Origin of the sequence: Brooklawnia sp. (assembly GCF_049651565.1) — a bacterium.
In the GTDB taxonomy this organism is placed as follows: domain Bacteria; phylum Actinomycetota; class Actinomycetes; order Propionibacteriales; family Propionibacteriaceae; genus Brooklawnia.
Map to the genome: position 1 here is coordinate 1 of NZ_JBASCI010000082.1, position 20267 is coordinate 20267.

At 67.3% G+C, this 20267-nt stretch carries 15 protein-coding genes, 1 tRNA gene and 1 pseudogene; 9 read left to right on the plus strand and 8 right to left on the minus strand.

The annotated features are described in order from the left end of the window. Positions 1 to 107: 107 nt before the first annotated feature. A complete protein-coding gene (locus tag WBL05_RS03865; RefSeq protein ID WP_424223863.1) occupies positions 108 to 635 on the minus strand; it encodes an NTP transferase domain-containing protein in 528 nt (175 codons plus the stop codon). Positions 636 to 1523: 888 nt separating this feature from the next. Here WBL05_RS03865 and gyrB point away from each other — a divergent pair. From gyrB to WBL05_RS03880, 3 genes are read left to right on the plus strand one after another with little or no spacing between them, the layout of a single operon-like run. Then, positions 1524 to 3581: a DNA topoisomerase (ATP-hydrolyzing) subunit B gene (gene gyrB, locus WBL05_RS03870; RefSeq protein WP_424223889.1), complete on the plus strand. Its 2058-nt coding sequence runs from the start codon at positions 1524 to 1526 to the stop codon at positions 3579 to 3581. 42 nt (positions 3582 to 3623) lie between these two features. Next, complete coding sequence (gene gyrA / locus WBL05_RS03875; RefSeq protein ID WP_424223864.1) at positions 3624 to 6374, plus strand: DNA gyrase subunit A; 2751 nt, start codon at positions 3624 to 3626, stop codon at positions 6372 to 6374. Next, entirely contained in the window at positions 6367 to 7017 is a 651-nt protein-coding gene (locus WBL05_RS03880; RefSeq protein WP_424223866.1) for a DUF3566 domain-containing protein, read from the plus strand. Before gyrA ends, WBL05_RS03880 begins: the two co-directional genes overlap by 8 nt. Positions 7018 to 7086: 69 nt before the next feature. Here the strand turns inward: WBL05_RS03880 and WBL05_RS03885 are convergent, their stop codons facing one another. The 3 genes from WBL05_RS03885 to WBL05_RS03895 all read right to left on the minus strand — a co-directional run bounded on the left by WBL05_RS03885 (position 7087) and on the right by WBL05_RS03895 (position 9113). Next, positions 7087 to 7842, minus strand: a complete 756-nt coding sequence (locus WBL05_RS03885) for an NYN domain-containing protein (protein ID WP_424223867.1) — start codon at positions 7840 to 7842, stop codon at positions 7087 to 7089. Between the two features lie 149 nt (positions 7843 to 7991). Then, positions 7992 to 8369, minus strand: coding sequence for a DUF4870 domain-containing protein (locus WBL05_RS03890; RefSeq protein WP_424223868.1), 378 nt, complete (start codon positions 8367 to 8369; stop codon positions 7992 to 7994). 75 nt (positions 8370 to 8444) lie between these two features. Then, positions 8445 to 9113: an SDR family oxidoreductase gene (locus WBL05_RS03895; protein ID WP_424223869.1), complete on the minus strand. Its 669-nt coding sequence runs from the start codon at positions 9111 to 9113 to the stop codon at positions 8445 to 8447. A gap of 128 nt (positions 9114 to 9241) precedes the next feature. Here WBL05_RS03895 and WBL05_RS03900 point away from each other — a divergent pair. Then, positions 9242 to 9315: transfer RNA gene (locus tag WBL05_RS03900), tRNA-Ile, on the plus strand. 562 nt (positions 9316 to 9877) lie between these two features. Next, entirely contained in the window at positions 9878 to 11218 is a 1341-nt protein-coding gene (locus WBL05_RS03905; RefSeq protein WP_424223871.1) for a Fic family protein, read from the plus strand. Here the strand turns inward: WBL05_RS03905 and WBL05_RS03910 are convergent. Continuing rightward, entirely contained in the window at positions 11181 to 12269 is a 1089-nt protein-coding gene (locus WBL05_RS03910; RefSeq protein ID WP_424223873.1) for a tellurite resistance/C4-dicarboxylate transporter family protein, read from the minus strand. The two genes, WBL05_RS03905 and WBL05_RS03910, sit on opposite strands and share 38 nt — an antisense overlap. A 534-nt stretch (positions 12270 to 12803) precedes the next feature. Between WBL05_RS03910 and WBL05_RS03915 the strand changes: the two genes are divergently transcribed. The 4 genes and pseudogenes from WBL05_RS03915 (at position 12804) to WBL05_RS03930 (ending at position 17105) form a co-directional block, all read left to right on the plus strand. After that, entirely contained in the window at positions 12804 to 14687 is a 1884-nt protein-coding gene (locus WBL05_RS03915; RefSeq protein WP_424223874.1) for a beta-glucoside-specific PTS transporter subunit IIABC, read from the plus strand. Positions 14688 to 14712: 25 nt separating this feature from the next. Continuing rightward, on the plus strand, positions 14713 to 16119 hold the full coding sequence (locus tag WBL05_RS03920; protein ID WP_424223876.1) for a glycoside hydrolase family 1 protein: 1407 nt from the start codon (positions 14713 to 14715) through the stop codon (positions 16117 to 16119). Positions 16120 to 16228: 109 nt separating this feature from the next. Next, positions 16229 to 16297, plus strand: a pseudogene (locus tag WBL05_RS03925) (CAT RNA binding domain-containing protein); the annotation flags it as partial. A gap of 301 nt (positions 16298 to 16598) precedes the next feature. Continuing rightward, positions 16599 to 17105 (plus strand): BglG family transcription antiterminator, encoded by a 507-nt coding sequence (locus tag WBL05_RS03930; protein ID WP_424223878.1) that lies wholly within the window; start codon positions 16599 to 16601, stop codon positions 17103 to 17105. A 579-nt stretch (positions 17106 to 17684) separates the two neighbouring features. On the opposite strand, the gene WBL05_RS03935 is transcribed toward WBL05_RS03930, so the two are convergent. The 3 genes from WBL05_RS03935 to WBL05_RS03945 all read right to left on the minus strand — a co-directional run bounded on the left by WBL05_RS03935 (position 17685) and on the right by WBL05_RS03945 (position 19973). After that, positions 17685 to 18527, minus strand: coding sequence for an alpha/beta fold hydrolase (locus tag WBL05_RS03935; RefSeq protein WP_424223879.1), 843 nt, complete (start codon positions 18525 to 18527; stop codon positions 17685 to 17687). 13 nt (positions 18528 to 18540) lie between these two features. Continuing rightward, positions 18541 to 19464, minus strand: coding sequence for a F0F1 ATP synthase subunit gamma (locus WBL05_RS03940; protein ID WP_424223881.1), 924 nt, complete (start codon positions 19462 to 19464; stop codon positions 18541 to 18543). A 335-nt stretch (positions 19465 to 19799) separates the two neighbouring features. Then, entirely contained in the window at positions 19800 to 19973 is a 174-nt protein-coding gene (locus WBL05_RS03945) for a hypothetical protein (protein WP_424223883.1), read from the minus strand. Positions 19974 to 20267 lie beyond the last annotated feature (294 nt).

Below are 20267 nucleotides of genomic sequence, written 5' to 3' on the forward strand. Positions count from 1 at the left end.
CCTCGCAGGCCTGACCGCGAATGAGCGCCAGCAGTGGCCCCCACCCACGCCATCGCTGGCGCTCAACCGCACCAACCCCGGCGCCCAGCCACACGAACCCCCGGCGCTCAAGCCGTCAAATACTCACACAGACCGATGTCGAGCAGCGGCCCGGCGCCCTGCCAGACCCTGGTCACCCGGTCGCCCTCGACAGTGGCGCGCAGCACCGCCGGTTCGTCGGGGTGGCCCGGCCCGAGCGTGACGACGGTGTCGTCGGGGTGGTCGATGACGCCGGCGAACATCTTCCCGGTCACGAACATGTCGGCCTGCCAGGCCACCACGCTGGCCCGGGGACGGATCGCCTGGTGGGCCAGCGACAGCGCATGCCCGGTGCCCCTGCGCTCGGTCTGTTCCACATAGCGGATCGGCATTCCGCTGAACTCGGACCCGAAGTAGGCCCGCACCTGGTGGGCCAGGTGGCCGACCACCAGGGTCAGCCGGTCACCGGTGACCTGCTCGGCGCGGCAGGCCACCAGCTGCTCCAGGGTGTACTCCAGGAAGGGCTTCAGGCCGACCGGGTACATGCACTTCTGCAGGTAGCTCCCCAACCGGCCCAGCCGGGTGCCCTGCCCGGCGGCCAGGCAGACGAAATCCATGCCGGGAAGCTAACACGCGACCAAGGCCGCTTCCTTCGTTCCCCGCGAATGAGTCGGGGGTCGGCCAGACCCTGATGCTCAGGGATGAGTGGAATGCATGTCAGCGACTGCCCGTGGCTCGGACAAGCAGCTGCACACTGCCGACCACCCACCACGGCCTTCGACGGAGCTCCGATCCGAGGCATGCAGCGCCAACCTGGCCTCGGCGCCGCGTCCCGCACCTCCGAACCCGGCCTCGGCGCCACGTCCCGCACCTCCGACTCGCTCAGGTGGGTGTTGAGGGCCATGCTCACTGGTTCGGTGCCGGCTCGGGCGAGCTGGCAGCTCTTGCCCAGCTGGTTCTCGGTCCTTGCGCAGGACGGCGTTTCCGGTTTTGACACGCTGGAACGCTATCTGCGGCCCTTGAATCGATGTAAGCGGGTTTGAGGGTGCCTAAACCGGAATCCTGCACCGGTGAGGTGCCCGGGGCGTGGCCGCCCGGGGGCCGAGATCTCGAAATCTTCTCATTCACACTGCGGAGGAATGCGCATCGTACTCGCTGCGCGATTCTCCGCAGTGATGAGTGGGGTGGGGGTGAGCGGCGCAGTGGCGAGTGGGGTGGCGGCCAGGAGCCCGGGTGACGGCATGGAAACCGCGCCAGAGGCTCGAACCGCCCCCCAGCCCGGTACGGGACCTCCAGCACGGGCCTCGGACGCGTCCAGGACGCCCTGCAGCGTCTCAAGATGGCAATTTATCCACAGCCGGGGTGCGTCAGCTGGGAAGAACAGGCCCACGCTGGTAGAATTTCGTACTTGGGACGGGTCGGCTGGCGATCCGTGGGGCGATCGCCCACCGCCGGCCAGGCGGTTCCGAGCGATGAAGGAGCTGCTGCCGGTGAGTGATCTGGCGATGCGGTCAGACCAGACCAATGGTTCCGACGATCCACAGGATGCCACGATCGACGTAGTCGCCGAGCCTGATCTCGACATCGGACTGCTCGAGGAGGGCGCCGACCTGCGTTCCGAGGGAGACTACGGTGCCTCCCAGATCCAGGTGCTGGAAGGTCTGGAGGCGGTGCGCAAGCGCCCCGGCATGTACATCGGGTCGACCGGCGAGCGCGGCCTGCACCACCTGGTCTACGAGATTGTGGACAACTCTGTGGATGAGGCGTTGGCCGGCTACTGCGACCACATCCGGGTCGAACTGCTCGACGGCGGCGGCTGCCGGGTCATCGACAATGGTCGCGGCATCCCGGTCGAGGTCCACCCGGTCGAGGGCGTGTCGTCGCTGACCCTGGTGCTGACCGTGCTGCACGCCGGCGGCAAGTTCGGCACCGGCGGCTACAAGGTCTCCGGCGGTCTGCACGGCGTGGGCAGCTCGGTGGTGAACGCGTTGAGCGCCCGGATGATCGCCGAGGTGCGCCGCGACGGCTTCCACTGGCGGCAGGGCTTCACCCTCGGCGTCCCGGACGGCCCGGTCGAGCAGCTCGAGGAGACCGACCAGACCGGCACTACCATCACGTTCTTCCCCAGCCCCGAGATCTTCGAGACCACCAACTTCAACTACGAGACGCTGGCCACCCGGTTCCGCGAGATGGCCTTCCTCAGCAAGGGCCTCCGGATCGAGATCGTCGACCTGCGCAAGGACCACGTCGACGAGGAGGGCACCCACATCGGTGACGAGTTCCTCTACGAGAATGGTCTGGTCGATTTCGTCCGCTACCTCACCGGCAGCCGCGAACCGCTGACCAACATCATCGACGTCGAGGCCCACTCCTCCGAGATGGGGATGGGCGTCGAGCTGGCCATGCAGTGGAACACCGGCTACGGCTCGTCGCTGCACACCTTCGCCAACACCATCAACACCCACGAGGGCGGCACCCACGAGGAAGGGCTGCGGGCCGCGCTAACCACCACGGTCAACAAGTGGGGTGAGGCGTGGGGGCTGATCCGCAAGAAGGAGGACCGGGTCGGCAACGAGGACATCCGCGAGGGCCTGACCGCGATCCTGTCGATCAAGCTGTCCGAACCGCAGTTCGAGGGCCAGACCAAGACCAAGCTGGGCAACACCGAGGCCCGCGGCTTCGTCCAGCGGGTGGTCAACGACCGGTTGGGCGACTGGATGGAACGCAACCCGTCGGAGGGCAAGGACATCGTCCGCAAGGCGATCGCCGCGGCGTCCGCCCGGATCGCCGCCCGCAAGGCCCGCGAGGCCGCCCGCAACCGCAAGGGCCTGCTGGGCGGCGGCGGGTTGCCCGGCAAGCTGGCCGACTGCTCGTCCACCAACCCCGAGGAGTGCGAAATCTTCATCGTCGAGGGTGACTCGGCGGGCGGCTCGGCGAAGGGCGGCCGTGACCCGCGGGTCCAGGCGATCCTGCCGTTGCGGGGCAAGATCCTGAACGTCGAGAAGGCCCGCATCGACCGGATCTGGGCGAACAAGGAGGTCGAGGCGATCATCAACGCGCTCGGCACCGGCGTTCACGATGACTTCGACATCAACAAGCTGCGCTACCACAAGATCATCCTGATGGCCGACGCGGACGTCGACGGCAGCCACATCCGCACCCTGCTGCTGACGCTGCTGTTCCGGTTCATGAAGCCGCTGATCGACCAGGGCTACGTGTACCTGGCCCAGCCGCCGCTGTACCGGTTGCGCTGGACGAACGCCCCGCACGAGCTGGCCTACACCGACGCCGAACGCGACGCGCTGCGGGACGCCGGGAAGGCGGCCGGCAAGAAGCTGCCGAACATCAACCCGATCCAGCGCTACAAGGGCCTGGGTGAGATGGACGCGGGGGACCTGTGGGAGACCACGATGGATCCCGAGGGCCGCATCCTGCTGCAGGTGACCCTGGACGACGCAGCCCGGGCCGACCAGATGTTCTCGATCCTGATGGGGGAGGACGTCGAGGAGCGCCGCCACTTCATCCAGCGCAACGCCAAGGACGTCCGCTTCCTCGACATCTGATCCCGGACGACGCACGCGCAACTGTCCAGAAGGAATGAGTAGATGACAGACACCCCGCAGGGACCGAACACCGAGCCCACCGGAGAGGGGCTGGACGACCAGTTCCTGGGCGGCGGCGACACCGGCCGCCCCGGCGGCAACCCGGTGAGCGAGGAGGAGGCCGCCGAGCAGGTGGTCGACACCATCGAGGAGCCGCGCAAGGGCGTCATCGAGCAGATCGACCTGCAGACCGAGGTGCAGAACTCCTACCTCGAGTACGCGATGAGCGTGATCGTGGGACGTGCGCTGCCCGACGTCCGCGACGGCCTGAAGCCGGTGCACCGGCGGGTGATCTACGCCATGTACGACGGTGGCTACCGTCCCGACCGCGGCTGGAACAAGTGCTCCCGCGTGGTCGGCGAGGTGATGGGTCTGTACCACCCGCACGGTGACTCGGCGATCTACGACACCCTGGTGAGGCTGGCCCAGCCGTGGGTGATGCGGGCCCCGCTGGTCAGCGGCCAGGGCAACTTCGGTTCGCCCGGCAACGACCCGGCCGCGGCGATGCGGTACACCGAGTGCAAGATGGCGCCGCTGGCCATGGAGATGGTCCGCGACATCAACGAGAACACCGTCGATTTCCAGGACAACTACGACGGCCGCGAGAAGGAGCCGTCGGTGCTGCCGGCCCGGTTCCCGAACCTGCTGGTCAACGGCTCGTCCGGGATCGCGGTCGGGATGGCCACCAACATCCCCACCCACAACCTGCGCGAGGTCAATGACGCGGTGCAGTGGGCGCTGCAGAACCCGGACGCCACCCCCGAGGAACTGCTCGAGGCGTCGATGGCCCGGGTCAAGGGCCCCGACTTCCCGACCGGTGCGCTGATCGTCGGCCGGCAGGGCATCGAGGACTACCAGCGCACCGGCCGCGGCTCGGTCACCATGCGCGCGGTGATCGACATCGAGGAGGACGCCCGCGGCCGCACCACCCTGGTGGTCACCGAGTTGCCGTACATGTGCAACCCGGACAACCTGGCCCAGCGGATCGCCGACCTGGTCAACTCCGGCCGGCTGACCGGCATCGCCGACATCCGCGACGACACCTCGGCCCGCACCGGGCAGCGGCTGGTCATCGTCCTCGAACGGGACGCCCAGCCGCGCGTGGTGATGAACAACTTGTACAAGCACACCCAGTTGCAGGAGAACTTCGGCTGCAACATGCTGGCGCTGGTTGACGAGGTGCCCCGGACGCTGCGGCTCGACCAGTTCATCAGGTACTGGGTCGACCACCAGCTGGAGGTCATCCGCCGCCGGACGCAGTACCGGCTGGACGAGGCGGAGAAGGCCGCCCACATCTATCGGGGTCTGGTCAAGGCGCTGGACGCCCTCGATGATGTCATCGCCCTTATCCGGCGCTCGCCGAACTCCGAGGTCGCCAACCAGGGCCTGCAGGACCTGCTGGACATCGACGAGGTGCAGGCCCAGGCGATCCTCGACATGCAGCTGCGCCGGCTGGCCGCGCTGGAGCGGCAGAAGATCATCGACCGGCTGGCCGAGCTGGAACGCACCATCGCCGACCTGCTGGACATCCTCGCCGACGAGGGACGCCAGCGCGGGATCGTGTCCACCGAGTTGCAGGACATCGTCGACCGCTACGGCGACGAACGCCGCACCAGGATCGTCTCGGCCGACGGCGACATGAGCGACGAAGACCTGATCCCTGACGAGGAGTGCGTGGTCACCCTGACCCGCGGCGGCTACATCAAGCGCACCCGGATCGACCAGTACCGCGTCCAGAAGCGGGGCGGCCGGGGCGTCCGGGGCGCGTCGCTGCGCACCGAGGACCAGGTCGCGGCCGTCTTCACCGCGAAGAGCCACGACTGGGCGGTCTTCTTCACCAACATGGGGCGCGCCTACCGGATCAAGGTCTGGCACCTGCCCGAGGGCGGCCGGGACGCCAAGGGCGGCCACGTCGCCGGACTGCTCAGCTTCCTGCCCGACGAGCAGATCGCCCAGGGCATCGTCCTGCGCAGCTACTCCGACGCCGAGTACCTGCTGCTGGCCACCCGCAAGGGCCTGGTCAAGAAGACCGAGTTGTCGGCGTACGACTCGCCGCGGCAGGCGGGTCTGATCGCAGTCAACTTCCGCGAGCCCGACGACGAGCTGATCGGCGCCGAGCTGGTCGACGCCGACGACGAGGTGCTGCTGGTCAGCCGCAAGGGACAGGGCCTGCGGTTCCGGGCGGACGACGAGCAGGTCCGTCCGATGGGACGGACCACCTCCGGGGTGACCGGGATGCGGTTCCGCGGCGACGACGAACTGCTCAGCATGACCGTCATCCCGGCGGGCGCCGATGAGCACAGCCAGTACCTGTTCACCATGACCGAGGAGGGCTACGCCAAGCGCACCCCGGTCTCGGAGTTCCGGTTGCAGAACCGCGGCGGGCTCGGGGTACGGGCGATGCGGCTGAACGACGAGCGCGGCGGCCTGGTCGCGGCGCTGATGGTCTGCGAGGAGGACGAGGTGATCTCGTTCAAGGCCTCCGGACAGGTGATCCGCAGCGCGGTCTCCGACGTCACCCCGACCGGACGCGACACCATGGGCGTCAAGTTCGTCGGCATCAAGGGGGACGACCAGGTGGTCGCGGTGACGGTCAACCCCGAACCCGAGGAGGACGCCGAAGAGGAGCCGGTGGCGGTCGAGGATGAGGACGCCGAAGCCGACACCGTCGAGGAGTCGGGGGAGGTCCAGGCCGATGACGGGGTTAGTCTTGGGCGAGACGTAACTGCCGAACGAGAGGCAACCGATGAGTGACGCCCGCGAGACCGTCTCGGTGCCGAAGAACCAGGCCGACGACAAATCCGACGGACGTGTGCAGACCGAGGCGTGGCCGAAGGACCCACCAACCGCCTGGGACCAGGCACCGGTCACCGAGCCGGTGAGCCACCTCGCTGACCAGCCCGCCGAGCAGCCGGTGGACTCCACTGTCGGCACCGCCGGGGGCAGCGCGAGCACACCGGCGGCTCCGGTGAAGCCGGTCGGCGCCCGGACCGGCCGGGTGCGCACCGTCGGCGGGACGGTCCGGCCGGCCCGCAAGGCCCGACTGCGGGTGGCCAAGCTCGACCCGTGGTCGGTGATGAAGGTCTCGTTGATGTTCTCGATCGCGGTGGCCGTCATCACCTTCGTGGCGGTGGCGCTGCTGTGGTCGGTGGTCGAGGCGTCCGGTGCCCTGCGGATGCTGCAGGACACCCTGAACGCCCTGCTCGGCAACCCGGACGGTTCGGGCACCGTGCAGGTCAGCGCCTACATCGACCGCTGGCGGGTGCTGGGCTTCACCGCGATCGTCTGCGGCATCAACGTTATTCTGCTGACCGCGCTGGCCACCCTGGCGGCGTTCCTGTACAACCTGTCCAGCTCGGTACTGGGCGGGCTGGAAGTGACCCTGGCCGAGGACTGACCTTCGGGCTGGGGGCTGGGGACTGACCTGCGGGCCGAGGACTGGCCTTCGTCCTGCCGGCCCGCTGGGCTATCGACCGGACTTGAGATGCCGAACGTAGGTGTTGGGCGTCTTTCCGTCCCCGGTGGCCCGCGACCCGACCTGGTAGTCGGGGTGCGCCTCCATCAGGTCCTTCAGCTTCTTGTAACCCCACGAGCGGGAGTCGAAGTCGGGCGCCAGGCGTGACAGGTTGCTGCCGACCAGCCCGAGGTTCGCCCGGCCGTCGTCCCCGGCCGCGGTGTCGACTGCCGACGACAGCAGCCGGTCGAGCTGGCGGTCCCGCTTCAGCGCGGGTTCCTTGCTGACCGGTTCCTCGGTCTGGGTCTCGGTGAGGTTCTCGACATAGATGAAGGTGTCGCAGGCGGCGACGAACGGCTTGGGGGTCTTGCGTTCGCCGAAGCCGTAGACGACCAGCCCGTCCTCGCGGATGCGGCCGGCCAGCCGGGTGAAGTCGGAATCGCTGGAGACCAGGCAGAAGCCGTCCAGGTGGCCGGCGTGCAGCAGGTCCATCGCGTCGATGATCAACGCGGAGTCGGTGGCGTTCTTGCCGACGGTGTAGCTGAACTGCTGGATCGGCTGCACCGAGTGCTGCAGCAGCTCGTTCTTCCACGAGTTCAACTGGTTGGAGGTCCAGTCGCCGTAGGCGCGCCGGACGCTGGCCTTGCCGTACTTGGCGATCTCGGCGAGCAGGTTCTCCAGGTGTTGCGCCCGGGCGTTGTCGGCGTCGATGAGGACGGCCAGCCGAAGCTCGTCCGAACCGGGCCGGACGATCGTGTCCTCAGCCATCTCTTGCGCTCCTTCCGCACCGCCACGGCGGCATTCGGATCGAGCCTACGCCGTGGGCTGACGGCCTCGGCAAATCCCGGACGGCAATTGCGGCCGGCCCCCGAGGTGGGGAACCGGCCGCTCTGGTTGCTGTTCGTGAATCGTGCGGATCAGTGCAGGATCGAGATTCGCCACGGGTAGGTGTACGGCTGACCCTGGGAGGTCTTCACCGCGCCGACGACGCCCATGATGATCGACCCGAGCACCGCGGCGATCATCAGCGCCACGCCGAGCGGGATCAGGACCACGGTGATCATCAGCAGGCCGCCGACGACCGCCGCCAGCCACATGGTGAGCTGGAAGTTGAAGGCTTCGGCGGCCTGGCCGCGCACGAACTCGGAGCGGTCGCGGTAAATCAGCCAGACGATCAGCGGGCCGACGATGGCCAGCCATCCCACCGACACCACTGCCGAGATCGGGCCGGAGAGATGGGCGAGCATCGAGGCGGTGCGCGTTTCGGAGTTGATGGGTGCTGGGTAGTTCGTCATGGGTCCAGATTGCGCTCGCTGATCTGCCGCTGGCAAGTGTGGTTGGGGACGCCTCAGGGTCGGTTCCGGGGAGTCTCAGGAGCCGATGGCCTCGCTGATCGGGGTGTCACCGTCGGTGAACGCGATCGTGGTGCGGCTCGGGCCGCCGGCCTCGACCACCGCCGCGATCACCCGGGCCACATTGCCGCGGGACACCGTCCGTCCGGCCGAGCGGTCGCCCTGCGGGCCGAAACCCAGGTGGGCGTCGATTCGACCGGTCGGGGGGTCCATGGTGAGGCCGCTGGGGGCCAGGATGGTCCAGTCGAGGTCGGCCCCACGCAGGTGCTCGTCGGCGAACGCCTTGGCTTCGGCGTAGTGGAAGAACGAGTTGTCGGCTGGGACGCCGTGGTCGGGGCGGGACCCGTAGTACGAGACCGTCGCGTAGCGCCGCACGCCGGCCTGGGCGGCGGCATTGATCGAGCGGATCGCGGCGTCCCGATCGACCGCGCGGGTGCGGGCCGGGTTGCCGCCGCCGGCACCGGCCGACCAGATGACGACGTCCTGGCCGCGCACCGGTTCGGCGATGGCGTCGGTGTCGGGCTGCTCGGTGTCGGCCGCCTCGGGACGCGCCCCGGTCTCCGCCACGTCGTCGGCATGGTCGGGGTTGCGGATGATCGAGGTCACCTCGTGGCCCGCCTCGGTGAGCAGCGGCGCGGTCAGCAGCGCGACCTTGCCGTGGCCCCCGATGATCGTGATCTTCGCCATCACAGTCTCCTTCCGGTCTGTAGGTACGGCTACTTATTCATCGTTTCATGCCGGGCCAGGGATTTGAGCGGACGCGAACCGATGCGCTAGTGTGGCTGGTCGGTGCTGGCCGGTCCAGCGTCCGGTTCGGGCCTATAGCTCAGTCGGTTAGAGCGCTTCCCTGATAAGGAAGAGGTCACTGGTTCAAGTCCAGTTAGGCCCACCCAATCAAACCCCACTTCACTAGCCTGAACGTTCTGCATCCATGCGCTCGGTGGGAAGTCTTGGGCAGCCTTCGGGGTCTTGAGCGATCCTGTAGCCATAAGTCGCGCGCCACACAGCAGACCAGTGCGTCGGGCACTGCTGCACGCCGGATTGGTAGAACGGCCCGCTCAACGGACTGCAGAGGGCTTTGAATCGTTGAAAGCGTCGTTGGGCGGGTTGGATTACCAATCTGCCGACCCCATAGGTGGTTAGTGGGTGCACTTGATCGCCCAGACCACACTTTCTGCACCCAGTAATGACGGCGGCCGCTCGGGTCGCCATCGAACAGGCGGCGTAACCCTTCCTCATGGGTCCGTGGATCACGCACCCCTGGTCGTGGACGCATACTGCCAGATGCACCCGCTGGCCAACCTCAAACGATCCGCGGGAGAAAGCGCTTGGTTGCCCGAGCAAAGGATTCTGACAAGGCGTAACGTCCTAACTTCAAATCCTGTCGAAATTTGAAGTTCGTTTGGAGTTCGTTTAGAATTGCCCAAACCCGGCAACTCCTTGGTGCGCACATGAAGCTCCCGACCACTCCCCCTGACACTCGAGCCCTGCTTCAGCAATTGGCCGACGACCCCGAACGGTTCGTGCGCGTGATGACCACGTCGGTGGCCACTCCTTCGGGGTACCCGCACTGGGACAAGTTGCGTCACAAGCAGGCGCCAGAGGGCTTGACCACGCAGGAGTGGTGGTTGCGGATCAAGACAGCGCGGCTCCAGAACGAGCGTCTCCTGCCGTCACTGCGGGACAAGGAGGGTAAGCCCTTCTGGTTCGTGATGCCGGACGAAGTCCTCGAACTGAATGACGAAATCACTCGCGCCAGCAGCGGCCAGATCGTCGTGAGCGGTTTGGTGACCAATGACGAGACCCGAGCACGCTACGTGATCAGCAGCCTGATGGAGGAGGCCATCACATCGAGCCAGCTCGAGGGAGCGGTGACGACGAGAGTTGAGGCCAAGCTGATGCTTCGCTCTGGTCGTGAACCGCGCAACACCAGCGAGCGGATGATCGTGAACAACTACCGGGCCATGCAGTACATCAGTGCGCATCGAGGTGATCCACTTACTCCGGAGATGGTTAAGCGGATCCACGAAATCGTAACCGATGCGACTCTCGACGATCCGGATGCTGCTGGCGAATTGCAGGCGCCGGATGAGACGCGAGTTGCGATCGTGGATGTCAGGGACGGCCAGGTAGTGCACCAGCCACCCGATGCTTCGACGCTCAGCGAGCGCTTGGCACGGTTATGTGAGTTCGCCAACGGAGCGGATCAGGGCAAGTACCTGCCCCCTGTCCTGCGGGCCATCGCTGTGCACTTCATGGTTGGCTATGACCACTATTTCGCTGATGGGAACGGGCGGACCGCCAGGGCCTTGTTCTACTGGTCAATGCTCCACGAAGGCTTCTGGTTGGCGGAGTTCCTTACGGTTTCGACGATCTTGCGCCAGGCGCCCGCTCAGTACAGCCGGTCCTTCCAATTGACCGAGACCGACGGTGGTGATCTGACCTACTTCTTCCTCCATCACTTACGTGTAATCAGGCGCGCCATCCAAGAGCTTGCCGTGCATTTGGAGCGGAAGATGGGCGAGATGAAGGCTATGCAGCACAGGCTGCGCGAACAGCCGGGCGAGTTCAACCATCGGCAGATCGCCCTATTGGACCACGCGCTCCGCAACCCCGGTTTCGCCTACTCAGCGGCGTCGCACGCATCGAGTCATGGGGTGACTGAGCAGACTGCACGCAATGACTTGTCGAGCTTGGAGGCGAGAGGGTACCTGCGGCGCGGCAAACAGGGTCGTCAGTTCACTTGGACGGCGGCTACCGGCCTTTCGCGTCTGCTGGGGCCTGCGCGGTGACCGGCCGGCGGATAACCGTCCGCCAGATGTTCACAACCATGGCGACGAAGGTGACCAGCCAGGCCGCCAGCGCGACCCAGCTCTCCGCATAGCCGATGGCCTCAACGATCGGCAGTTCATCGACGGCGCCCAGGAACTGGGAGCCAACGCCGTACATCCCGAGCGGGAAGATGATGCTCCACAGGGTCGCCTCGTAGCGAAGCGGCACCCGGTGGATCACGTGGCGCCACAGCCCGGCCAGGATCAGCGGCGGGATCAGCCAGGTCCCGAACGCCCAGAAGAAGACCGCGGCGCCGGCGATCAGGCCGCGGGTGGCATCCACCATCGGGGCGGTGGCCATCTCGACGATCCTCGCCCCTGCCACCACGGTGATGGCGGTGGCGCCCATCGCCACCCAGTACGGGGGCGTGAGATCGGTCGGCCGGAACGGGAAGGACAGCATCCTGATGCCGACGAAGACTCCGACCGCGACGTAGAGGAAGATCCCAACCGACCACGAGAAGACCGCCAGCAGCCCCATCGGCGCCCGCCAGGCCTCAAGCTCGACCTCGAGGGTGGCCGCCAGCACCGCGATGGACTGACTCGCCACCGCCCAGATGAACCACGTGCCGTTGGCTGTCGACAGCGGCGTGACCTTGCGTTCGCCGAGTACCGCTGTCCACGGGATGACGTAGCCGAGCAGGATCCAGGCCACGGTGGCGACCAGCAGCAACCCCAGTGCCGCCAGGTGGAACCCCTCCTGGCTCAGTCGGCTGCCCAGCACTGAGCTGGCGGCGACGAAGGTGAAGAAGCCGAACGCGCGTGCCGGATCGGCGAAGTCGTCTGCCATGGCCCTGCGGTGCCGGATGATGCGGGCCACGTTCAACCCCACCAGGACGACGTAGGCGACGGCAGCTATCGCGAGCAGGATCCCCGACACCACCGGCCAGTCATTGGTGCGCATCCCCACCGAGACGATGCCGGTCGCCATCACCACGGCGAAGTACCCGGGGGTCAGGCCCCGGATCGCGGTCTCCACGCGACCGCTCAAGGTGGTGTTTCCCTGCGACATCGAGTGCCCCTCCTGCCGGGAACCCATCAACCTTACGTCCGGCTCTGGCAGCGTCCTGAACTTCAAACGCCGGGGCTCGCAAGCGGTCGGACGGAGTCGCGAATAGCTCTTCGACAAGGCAGGATGACCCAACTTCAAATCTGGCGAAGATTTGAAGTTCGTTTGAGGTTGGCCAGCGCTCCACCGGACCCCCGTGCACGGCCGGGGTCTGGGTTGGGGAGCAGGTGGTGGTCATGATCCCGCTTGGTCACCCGGGCACGGCCTGGGCCGGGTTGTGGGAGGCAGGTGGGTGGTCGTGATCCCGCTTGGCCACCCGGGCACGGCAAGGGTCCGCGCTGGGGTGGGCCCCCAGGGTCAGCAGGGCGTTCGCGCGCGGCGGCGTCCCCCAGTTGCACAAGGCGAGATGACTGTGTTAGCGTGTTCCCGAGCGAACGCTCACAAGGATTGTTACTCGGCAGACGAGGCAAGGCCTGAGACACACGAATGTGTGGTCTCAGGCCTTTTCTGTTTGCCCGGAACAGGAAGGACCCACCGATGGGCTCCGTGGACTACAAGGCTCTCGCCCCGCAGATCGTGGAAAAGGTTGGCGGCGAGGCGAACATCAACCAGGTGGCGCACTGCGCCACCCGCCTGCGCTTCACCCTCAAGGACGATTCGAAGGCCGACAAGGCCGCCGTCGAGAAGCTGCCGGGCGTCATCACCGTGGTGCCCTCCGGCGGCCAGTTCCAGGTTGTCATCGGCAACAACGTGCCGGCCCTCTACGAGGAGATCACCCGTATCACCAAGCTGGGCGAACAGGCCTCCGAATCCGTCGAGGGCGGTGCCAAGGGCAACCTGCTCAACCGGTTCATCGAGCTGATCAGCTCCATCTTCCTGCCCGTCCTCTGGCCGCTGGCCGGCGCCGGCCTGCTCAAGGCGTTCCTGGCCATGTTCACCAACTTCGGCCTGCTGGACGCCGCCACCAGCACCTACACCATCCTCAACGCGGCAGCGGACGCCATCTTCTACTTCCTGCCGATCTTCCTCGCAGTAAACGCCGCGAAGCGGTTCAAGACGAACATCTTCACCTCCATGGCCATCGCGGCCGCCCTGGTCTACCCGAGCATCGTCGCACTGACCGAGGCCACCGAGGCGGTGACATTCTTCGGCCTACCGGTCGTCCCGATGAACTACACCAGCTCGGTGGTGCCGATCATCATCGCGGTTTGGCTGCAGGGTTTCCTGGAGCGGTTCCTCAACCGGGTACTCCCGCACTGGCTGCGCAACTTCACCACCCCGCTGCTGGTCATCCTCGTCATGGTCCCGCTGGTGCTGCTGACCGTCGGCCCGGTCACCACCTTCGCTGCCCGCGGCATCTCGACAGGAATCACCACCGTGTTCATGCTGGCCCCGTGGCTGGGCGGCGCGCTACTGGGCGGCCTGTGGCAGGTCCTCGTCCTGTTCGGTCTGCACTGGGGCATCGTCCCGATCATGCTCAACGACATCACCCTGCAGGGATACTCGGTGCTGTCCGGCCCACTGCTGGCCGCCGTCCTGGCCCAGGCCGCCGCCACCCTGGCCGTCATGTTCCGCACCCGCAACGCCAAGCGCCGTGAGGTGGCCGGACCGTCCGCGCTGTCCGGCTTCGTCGCCGGCATCACCGAGCCCGCCATCTACGGCGTCAACCTGCCCCTGAAGATCCCCTTCTACTTCGGTCTCGCCGGTGGGGCGATCGGTGGCGCCATCGCTTCGGCCGGCGGCAGCGCTGCGAACGGTTTCGTGTTCCCGTCTCTGCTCGCCCTGCCCGCGTACATGAACGTCGGTGACTTCACCCTGCAACTCATCGGCACCGGCATCGCCATCGCCATCGGCTTCGTGGGCACCTTGTTCTTCGCCCCGCGGGAGCACCCCGAGGCCGAACCTGCCGACGCCCAGTCCGCGCCCTCGGCTGCCTCGACAGACGCCGCCGCAGGTGCGGCGTCCGGTGTGGTGGGCCTGATCGCCCCGGTCGCCGGCACCGCCCTGCCGCTGGCCGAGGTGCCTGACAAGGTCTTCGCCTCCGGCGCCATGGGCCGCGGCGTCGCCATCAAGCCGACCGACGGCACCGTCGTGGCGCCGATCGATGGACGCGTTGTGGTGACCATGGAGTCGGGCCACGCCTTCGGGATCAAGTCCGACGACGGCGTCGAGGTGCTGGTGCACATCGGTATCGACACCGTCCAGCTCAAGGGCCACGGCTTCTCCCCGCGAGTGGCCAAGGGTGACGCCGTCAGGGCCGGCGACGTGCTCTGCGAGGTCGACCTGGCCGCCGTCGAGGCAGCCGGCTACGACACCACGACCGTGATGATCGTCACCAACTCTGGCCAGCTCACCGACGTCGCACCCGTTACCAGTGGCCTGGTCGCCGCCGGCGCGTCCGCGGCGTCCGTCACCCTCTGACCTCGAACGACAAGGAGAAACGCAAGTGGACACCACTTTCCCGCAGGGATTCCTGTGGGGCGGCGCGGTCGCCGCGAACCAGTGCGAGGGCGCCTACGACGCCGACGGCAAGGGCCAGTCCATCCAGGACGTGATGCCAAAGGGGATCTCGGCGCCGCCCACCGAGCAGCCCACCCCTGACAACCTCAAGCTGCAGGGCATCGACTTCTACCACCGCTACGCCGACGACATCGCGCTGTTCGCCGAGATGGGCTTCAAGGTGTTCCGGTTCTCGATCGCCTGGTCGCGGATCTTCCCGCTCGGCGACGAGGAGACCCCGAACGAGGCCGGCCTGGCGTTCTATGACCGGGTCCTCGACGAGTGCGAGAAGCACGGCATCGAGCCGCTGGTCACGATCAGCCACTACGAGACCCCGCTGCACCTGGCCCGCGAGTACGACGGCTGGGTCGACCGTCGGCTGATCGGCTACTACGAGCGCTACGCCCGCGTCCTGTTCGAGCGGTACGGGCATCGGGTGAAGTACTGGCTGACCTTCAACGAGATCAACGCGGTGCTGCACGCGCCCTTGATGTCGGGTGGCATCTGGACGCCGAAGGAGCAGCTTTCGGAGCGCGACCTGTACCAGGCGATCCACCACGAACTGGTCGCCTCGGCGTCCGCTACCCGGATCGCGCGCGAGGTCAACCCCACAATCAAGGTGGGTTGCATGGTGATCGCGATGCCGATCTACCCGCTGACCCCCGACCCGGCCGACGTGCTGGCCGTGATGCGGGCCGACCACGACAACCTGGCGTTCAGCGACGTCCACGTGCGCGGTGAGTACCCCGGCTACTTCCTGCGGACGCTGCGCGAGAAGGGCATCAAACTCGACATCGCCGACGCCGACCGCGAGACGCTCAGGAACACCGTCGACTTCGTCAGCTTCAGCTACTACATGAGCCTGTGCGAGTCCGCGACGGCGGGCGAGGTCGGCCAGGGCAACATCATGGGTGGCAAGCGGAACCCGACGCTGCCCGAGTCGCAGTGGGGCTGGCAGATCGACCCGGTCGGACTGCGCATCGTGCTCAACCAGTTCTGGGACCGCTGGGGCAAGCCGCTGTTCATCGTGGAGAACGGCCTCGGCGCCAAAGACGAGCTGGTCGAACGCGATGGCGTCCTGACCGTCGAGGACGACTATCGCATCGACTACCTGCGGGCGCACCTGCTGCAGGTGCGCGAGGCCATCGAGGACGGCGTCGAGCTGTGGGGCTACACCTGGTGGGGTCCGATCGACCTGGTCAGCGCCTCGACCGCGCAGATGTCGAAGCGGTACGGGTTCATCTACGTCGACCGCAACGACGACGGCACGGGCACCCTTCAGCGGTACCGGAAGAAGTCGTTCGGCTACTACGCCGACGTCATCGCCAGCAACGGTGGCAACCTGGCCGACTGACGCCTGCGGGCGTCCGGGGTGCCCGGACGCCCCGGCGTAGGCTGGCCCCCACTTGGCTCAGGGAAGGATCACGACGGTGCACATCCTGCGGGTGTTCAACAACAACGTCGTGCTCGCCCGTGACGACACCGGCCGCGAGATCGTGCTCACCGGGCGCGGGCTGGGCTTCCAGGCCCGGCCCGGCGGCCCGGTCGACCGCAGCAAGGTGGTCCGGGTGTTCGTGCCCGAGGACGGCCGCAACGCCGACAACTTCGGGCTGATGCTCGCCTCCATCGCACCCGAGCACGTGGCCCTGGTCGACCGGGTGCTCGCCCCGGTCTGGGCCGAGCTGCGCCGCGAGCCGTCGTCCACCACCGTGCTGGCTCTGGCCGACCACCTCAGCTTCGCCATCAAGCGCGTCCAGCGCGGCATCGAGGGGGTGTTCCCGCTGCGCGCCGAGCTGGCGACCACCAGCAGGGAGGTGGCGCTGGGGGTGGCGGGTGTTCCCGCTGCGCGCCGAGCTGGCGCACCTCTACCCTCGCGAGCTGTACTGGGGCGAGCAGATCGTCGCCGCGGTGAACGCCGAGCTCGATGTCGAGTTGCCGCCCGAGGAGGCCATCCCGATCGCGATGCACCTGGTCAACGCGGCTTTCAACTCTGGGAATCTCGCCTTCACCTATCGGATGACCGGGGTTTTCTCGCAGATCCTCGAGATCATCGAGAGCGAGTACGGCCAGCCGCTGGACCGCGACTCGGTCAACGTCGGGCGGTTCATCACCCACCTGCGGTACTTCTTCGTCCGGGTGCACTCCGACGACCAGGTCGATGACGACCGGGGCATCTTCGCCGACGCCATCCGCAGCGCCCACCCCCGCGCCTACGGGTGCGCGGTCAAGGTGCGTGGACTACTGGAGATGCGGCTGGAGCAACCCATCACCGAGGACGAGACCGGCTACCTGGCCCTGCACATCGCCCGGCTCACCCGGCCGGAGCGGGTCAGGGCGTGAGGGTTGCGGGCTGGGCTGGGTGGTTCAGCACGCGGAATTCAGGGGCCGGTCGGTTCGGTCCGCGGGATGCAGGGGCTGGTCGGTTCGGTGCGCAGGATTCCGCTCCTGGGGCGGATCAGCCCGCGGAATCTCGACGCTGGGGCGGTTGAGCCCGCGGGATGCAAGGGCTGGTCGGTCCGGTCCGCGGATTCCGGTTCTGGCACGCTCAAGGGCCGATATAAGCCTTTGAATCGATGTACACCGATTCCAGCGTGCCCAATCCGGAATTCCTGGCTGCCAACGCCCTCGGCGGACGCCGTGAGGTACGTCTCCGGTAGAGCGTGGATCGCGGCAGGTCGGAAAACTCGTGGTTCGGGATGCGCTCGCAGCCGTGAGCGCCCGGATCAGGCTCGGCCCTGTCAGGGAAAGCCCGCGGATGGAAGGCGGTGCCGGACTCGCGGAGGGCGGCCGCAGCCGGCACTCTCGCCACTCTGAGGGCTCAATCCCCAAGAATTCGGAATCTGGCACGCTGGATGGCCGAAAGCGGCCGCTGAATCGTTGTAGGCCGAATCCAGCGTGCCGAATTCCGAAAACCCACCGTCAACCCCCTCCGGCAGCGGCCGCGATGTGCTTCTCCAACGCCGTCAGGAACTGGTCGGGGTGCTGGAGGAAGCACGAGTGGTCGCCGGGAAGCTTGAGGAGCCTCGCATCGGGCGCCATCGCAACGATGTCCTCGGTGATCGCGATGTCTGTCTCGGTGGAATCGGTGCCACGGACCGCCAGGATCGGCACGTCCAGGGCGCGCAGCCGGTCCAACGAGTCAGTGAAGCTGCTGATAGCGCCGATGGTCGACAGGGCCTGCCGGTTCTGTGCCATCAGCGGCCACCGCGGGTGCGACTCGAAGTCGGTGTCCGGGTCGCCGATGCCGGCGCGTACCAGGAAGTTCTTGAGATCCTCGATGGTGATTGTCTCCCGGCGCGCGAAGTCATGATCGAAGGCCGTGGCCGCGGCCAGCGCCTCGGCGGCGTGCCCGGTGGCCCGAAGCACCCACGGGGCTTCCGGCTCGATCAGGGTCAGAGTGCGAACGCGTTCGGGGTACTCCAGCGCGAACGCCAGGCCGACACCGCCGCCGAGCGACCAGCCGGCCAGGTCGAATCGCTCGAGCCCGAGCGCATCCACCGTTGCCAGTAGGGCATCGCGTTCCATGCCGATGCTGTAGTCGGGCGGGATAGGTTCGCCCGCCTCCGCCAGTTCGACCGATCGCGGCTGGACGCGCACCACGGTGTGGCGATGGGCAAGCCGCTCGGCGTGGTCCTTCCACGATGCCCAGCCGGTGAGGATGCCGGGCACCAGCACGATTGGGTCGCCGGTGCCGGTCACCTCATGCAGCAGCCGGCTATCGCCCATCGGTACTCCGGGATCCGACGCGGTCATGGTGTCCATACTTGCCCTCCTTTCATGTTGTTACCCATCCCTGCTTCCGGGCCAGCCGGTCGGGCTTGGCGAGCGTCTCGAACCCCGACACGATGTCCTGGAGTTCCTCGGTGATCGCCTGCTGGCGGCGCCGGTGGTAGCGCTGACCGAGCACGCCCAGGTGATCCTGGTTGTTCTGCTCGGCGGCCTGCATGGACGCCAACCGGCTGGCGTTCTCGGCGGCCATCGACTCGGCGTCGCGGAAGTACTCGGCGATGGTCAGCGCGGTGTGGCCGACCCGGAAGCGGGATCCGGGCGGCTCGTTCATCTGGCCGAAGACCAGCACGGTGTTGTCCAGCAGCCCGGCGTCCTGCACCTCGCGGTACATCTCCTCGGCCTCCCGCGACCGTTCGCCGATGCCGCAGAAGATGGTCACGCCGCGATGCCGGCCCACCACGTTGCGGATCAGCTCTGTGATCAGCACCGTCTTGCCGACCCCCGCACCCCCGAACAGGCCGACCTTGCCGCCGCGTTCGATCGGCGCCAGGAGGTCCATGGCCTTGATCCCGGTGAGGAAGACCTCCGCAGTGGTGCCCTGCTCGGCCAGCGGAACCGGGGGCCTGCGCAGCGGACGCCACTGCCCGCCGGTCAGCTCCTGCTTGCCATCGATCGCCTGGCCGAACACGTCGACCACCCGCCCCAGCAGCCGATCGCCCACTGGCGCCAGTAGTGGGTGCCCGGTGTCCACCATGTCGGAGCCCCGTGCCAGCCCCCGGGTAGGGGTCAGGGCCACCCCGCGCACGACCTGCGGGTCGAGGTGGTTGGCGACCTCGATGATCACCTGTCCGTCGGTCCCGGCCCGAAGCTCGTTGTTGATGCGCGGGAGCAGGTCGGGGAAGTACCCGTCCACGACGCTGCCACGCACGGCCAGCACCTGGCCCCGGTTCGCCCCTTCCCCACTGGGCATGGCTGCCCTCCGCTCGACGGCCGGGCGCCGTCCGTGCACGAGGGCCTGAATCGGCGCCGCAAGTTCGTGTACGTGTTGACCAGCCTAGGCGACCGGCCCAGCCGGTGGGCAGGTCAAGGCTACGGGTGCGCGTCGCGGTGGCAACCCATGGCAGCCAGCATCCCCCGAGCTGCATCCGCGGTAGGGCAGGGCCGGTCGGTCCCGGATGGCTGTTAACCCGTCAGCGGCCGGGTTGCCTGCGCCGGAACGGAGGCTCGATCGGGATGAGCTCATGGCGCAAGCGCGAGGCTTGCGGGTCTACTGGGCGGCGGGGCGTCCGCGACCGCCGGTCTGGATCAGCGGTTGTCGTCGACCCGGTCGAACACGTCGGCCATCCTTCCCTGGAAGTTACCGGTCGACTTCTTCACCCCAGACCACTCGTAGATGTGGCGGACCTCGGCGATCGTGAAGTTGCGGCGCAGGAAGGTGGCCTGACCCAGACCACCACGACTCCTTCCAGGAGCGGACATGACCGCCACCAGCCGTACAACTACCGGTCGCGCCCGCCTGGGGCGGCCGAGCTACACCGGTGCCGCGGGATTCCGGTTTTGGCACGCTCAAGGGCCGATATCAGCCTTTGAATCGATGTACGCCGATTCCAGCGTGCCCAATCCGGAATTCCTGGCTGTCAACGCCCTCGGGGGACGCCGTGATGTGCGTCTCCGGTAGAGCGTGGACTGCGGCAGGTCGGAAAACTCGTGGTTCGGGATGCGCTCGCAGCCGTGAGCGCCCGGATCAGGCTCCGCCCTGTCAGGGAAAGCCCG

Coding starts and splice junctions, on each gene's coding strand:
- WBL05_RS03880 (WP_424223866.1), top strand. CDS start 6,367: ATGAGTGACGCCCGCGAGACCGTCTCGGTGCCGAAGAACCAGGCCGAC.
- gyrA (WP_424223864.1), top strand. CDS start 3,624: ATGACAGACACCCCGCAGGGACCGAACACCGAGCCCACCGGAGAGGGG.
- WBL05_RS03865 (WP_424223863.1), bottom strand. CDS start 635: ATGGATTTCGTCTGCCTGGCCGCCGGGCAGGGCACCCGGCTGGGCCGG.
- WBL05_RS03885 (WP_424223867.1), bottom strand. CDS start 7,842: ATGGCTGAGGACACGATCGTCCGGCCCGGTTCGGACGAGCTTCGGCTG.
- WBL05_RS03910 (WP_424223873.1), bottom strand. CDS start 12,269: ATGTCGCAGGGAAACACCACCTTGAGCGGTCGCGTGGAGACCGCGATC.
- WBL05_RS03905 (WP_424223871.1), top strand. CDS start 9,878: ATGAAGCTCCCGACCACTCCCCCTGACACTCGAGCCCTGCTTCAGCAA.
- WBL05_RS03895 (WP_424223869.1), bottom strand. CDS start 9,113: ATGGCGAAGATCACGATCATCGGGGGCCACGGCAAGGTCGCGCTGCTG.
- WBL05_RS03915 (WP_424223874.1), top strand. CDS start 12,804: ATGGGCTCCGTGGACTACAAGGCTCTCGCCCCGCAGATCGTGGAAAAG.
- WBL05_RS03890 (WP_424223868.1), bottom strand. CDS start 8,369: ATGACGAACTACCCAGCACCCATCAACTCCGAAACGCGCACCGCCTCG.
- WBL05_RS03940 (WP_424223881.1), bottom strand. CDS start 19,464: ATGCCCAGTGGGGAAGGGGCGAACCGGGGCCAGGTGCTGGCCGTGCGT.
- WBL05_RS03935 (WP_424223879.1), bottom strand. CDS start 18,527: ATGGACACCATGACCGCGTCGGATCCCGGAGTACCGATGGGCGATAGC.
- gyrB (WP_424223889.1), top strand. CDS start 1,524: ATGCGGTCAGACCAGACCAATGGTTCCGACGATCCACAGGATGCCACG.
- WBL05_RS03945 (WP_424223883.1), bottom strand. CDS start 19,973: ATGTCCGCTCCTGGAAGGAGTCGTGGTGGTCTGGGTCAGGCCACCTTC.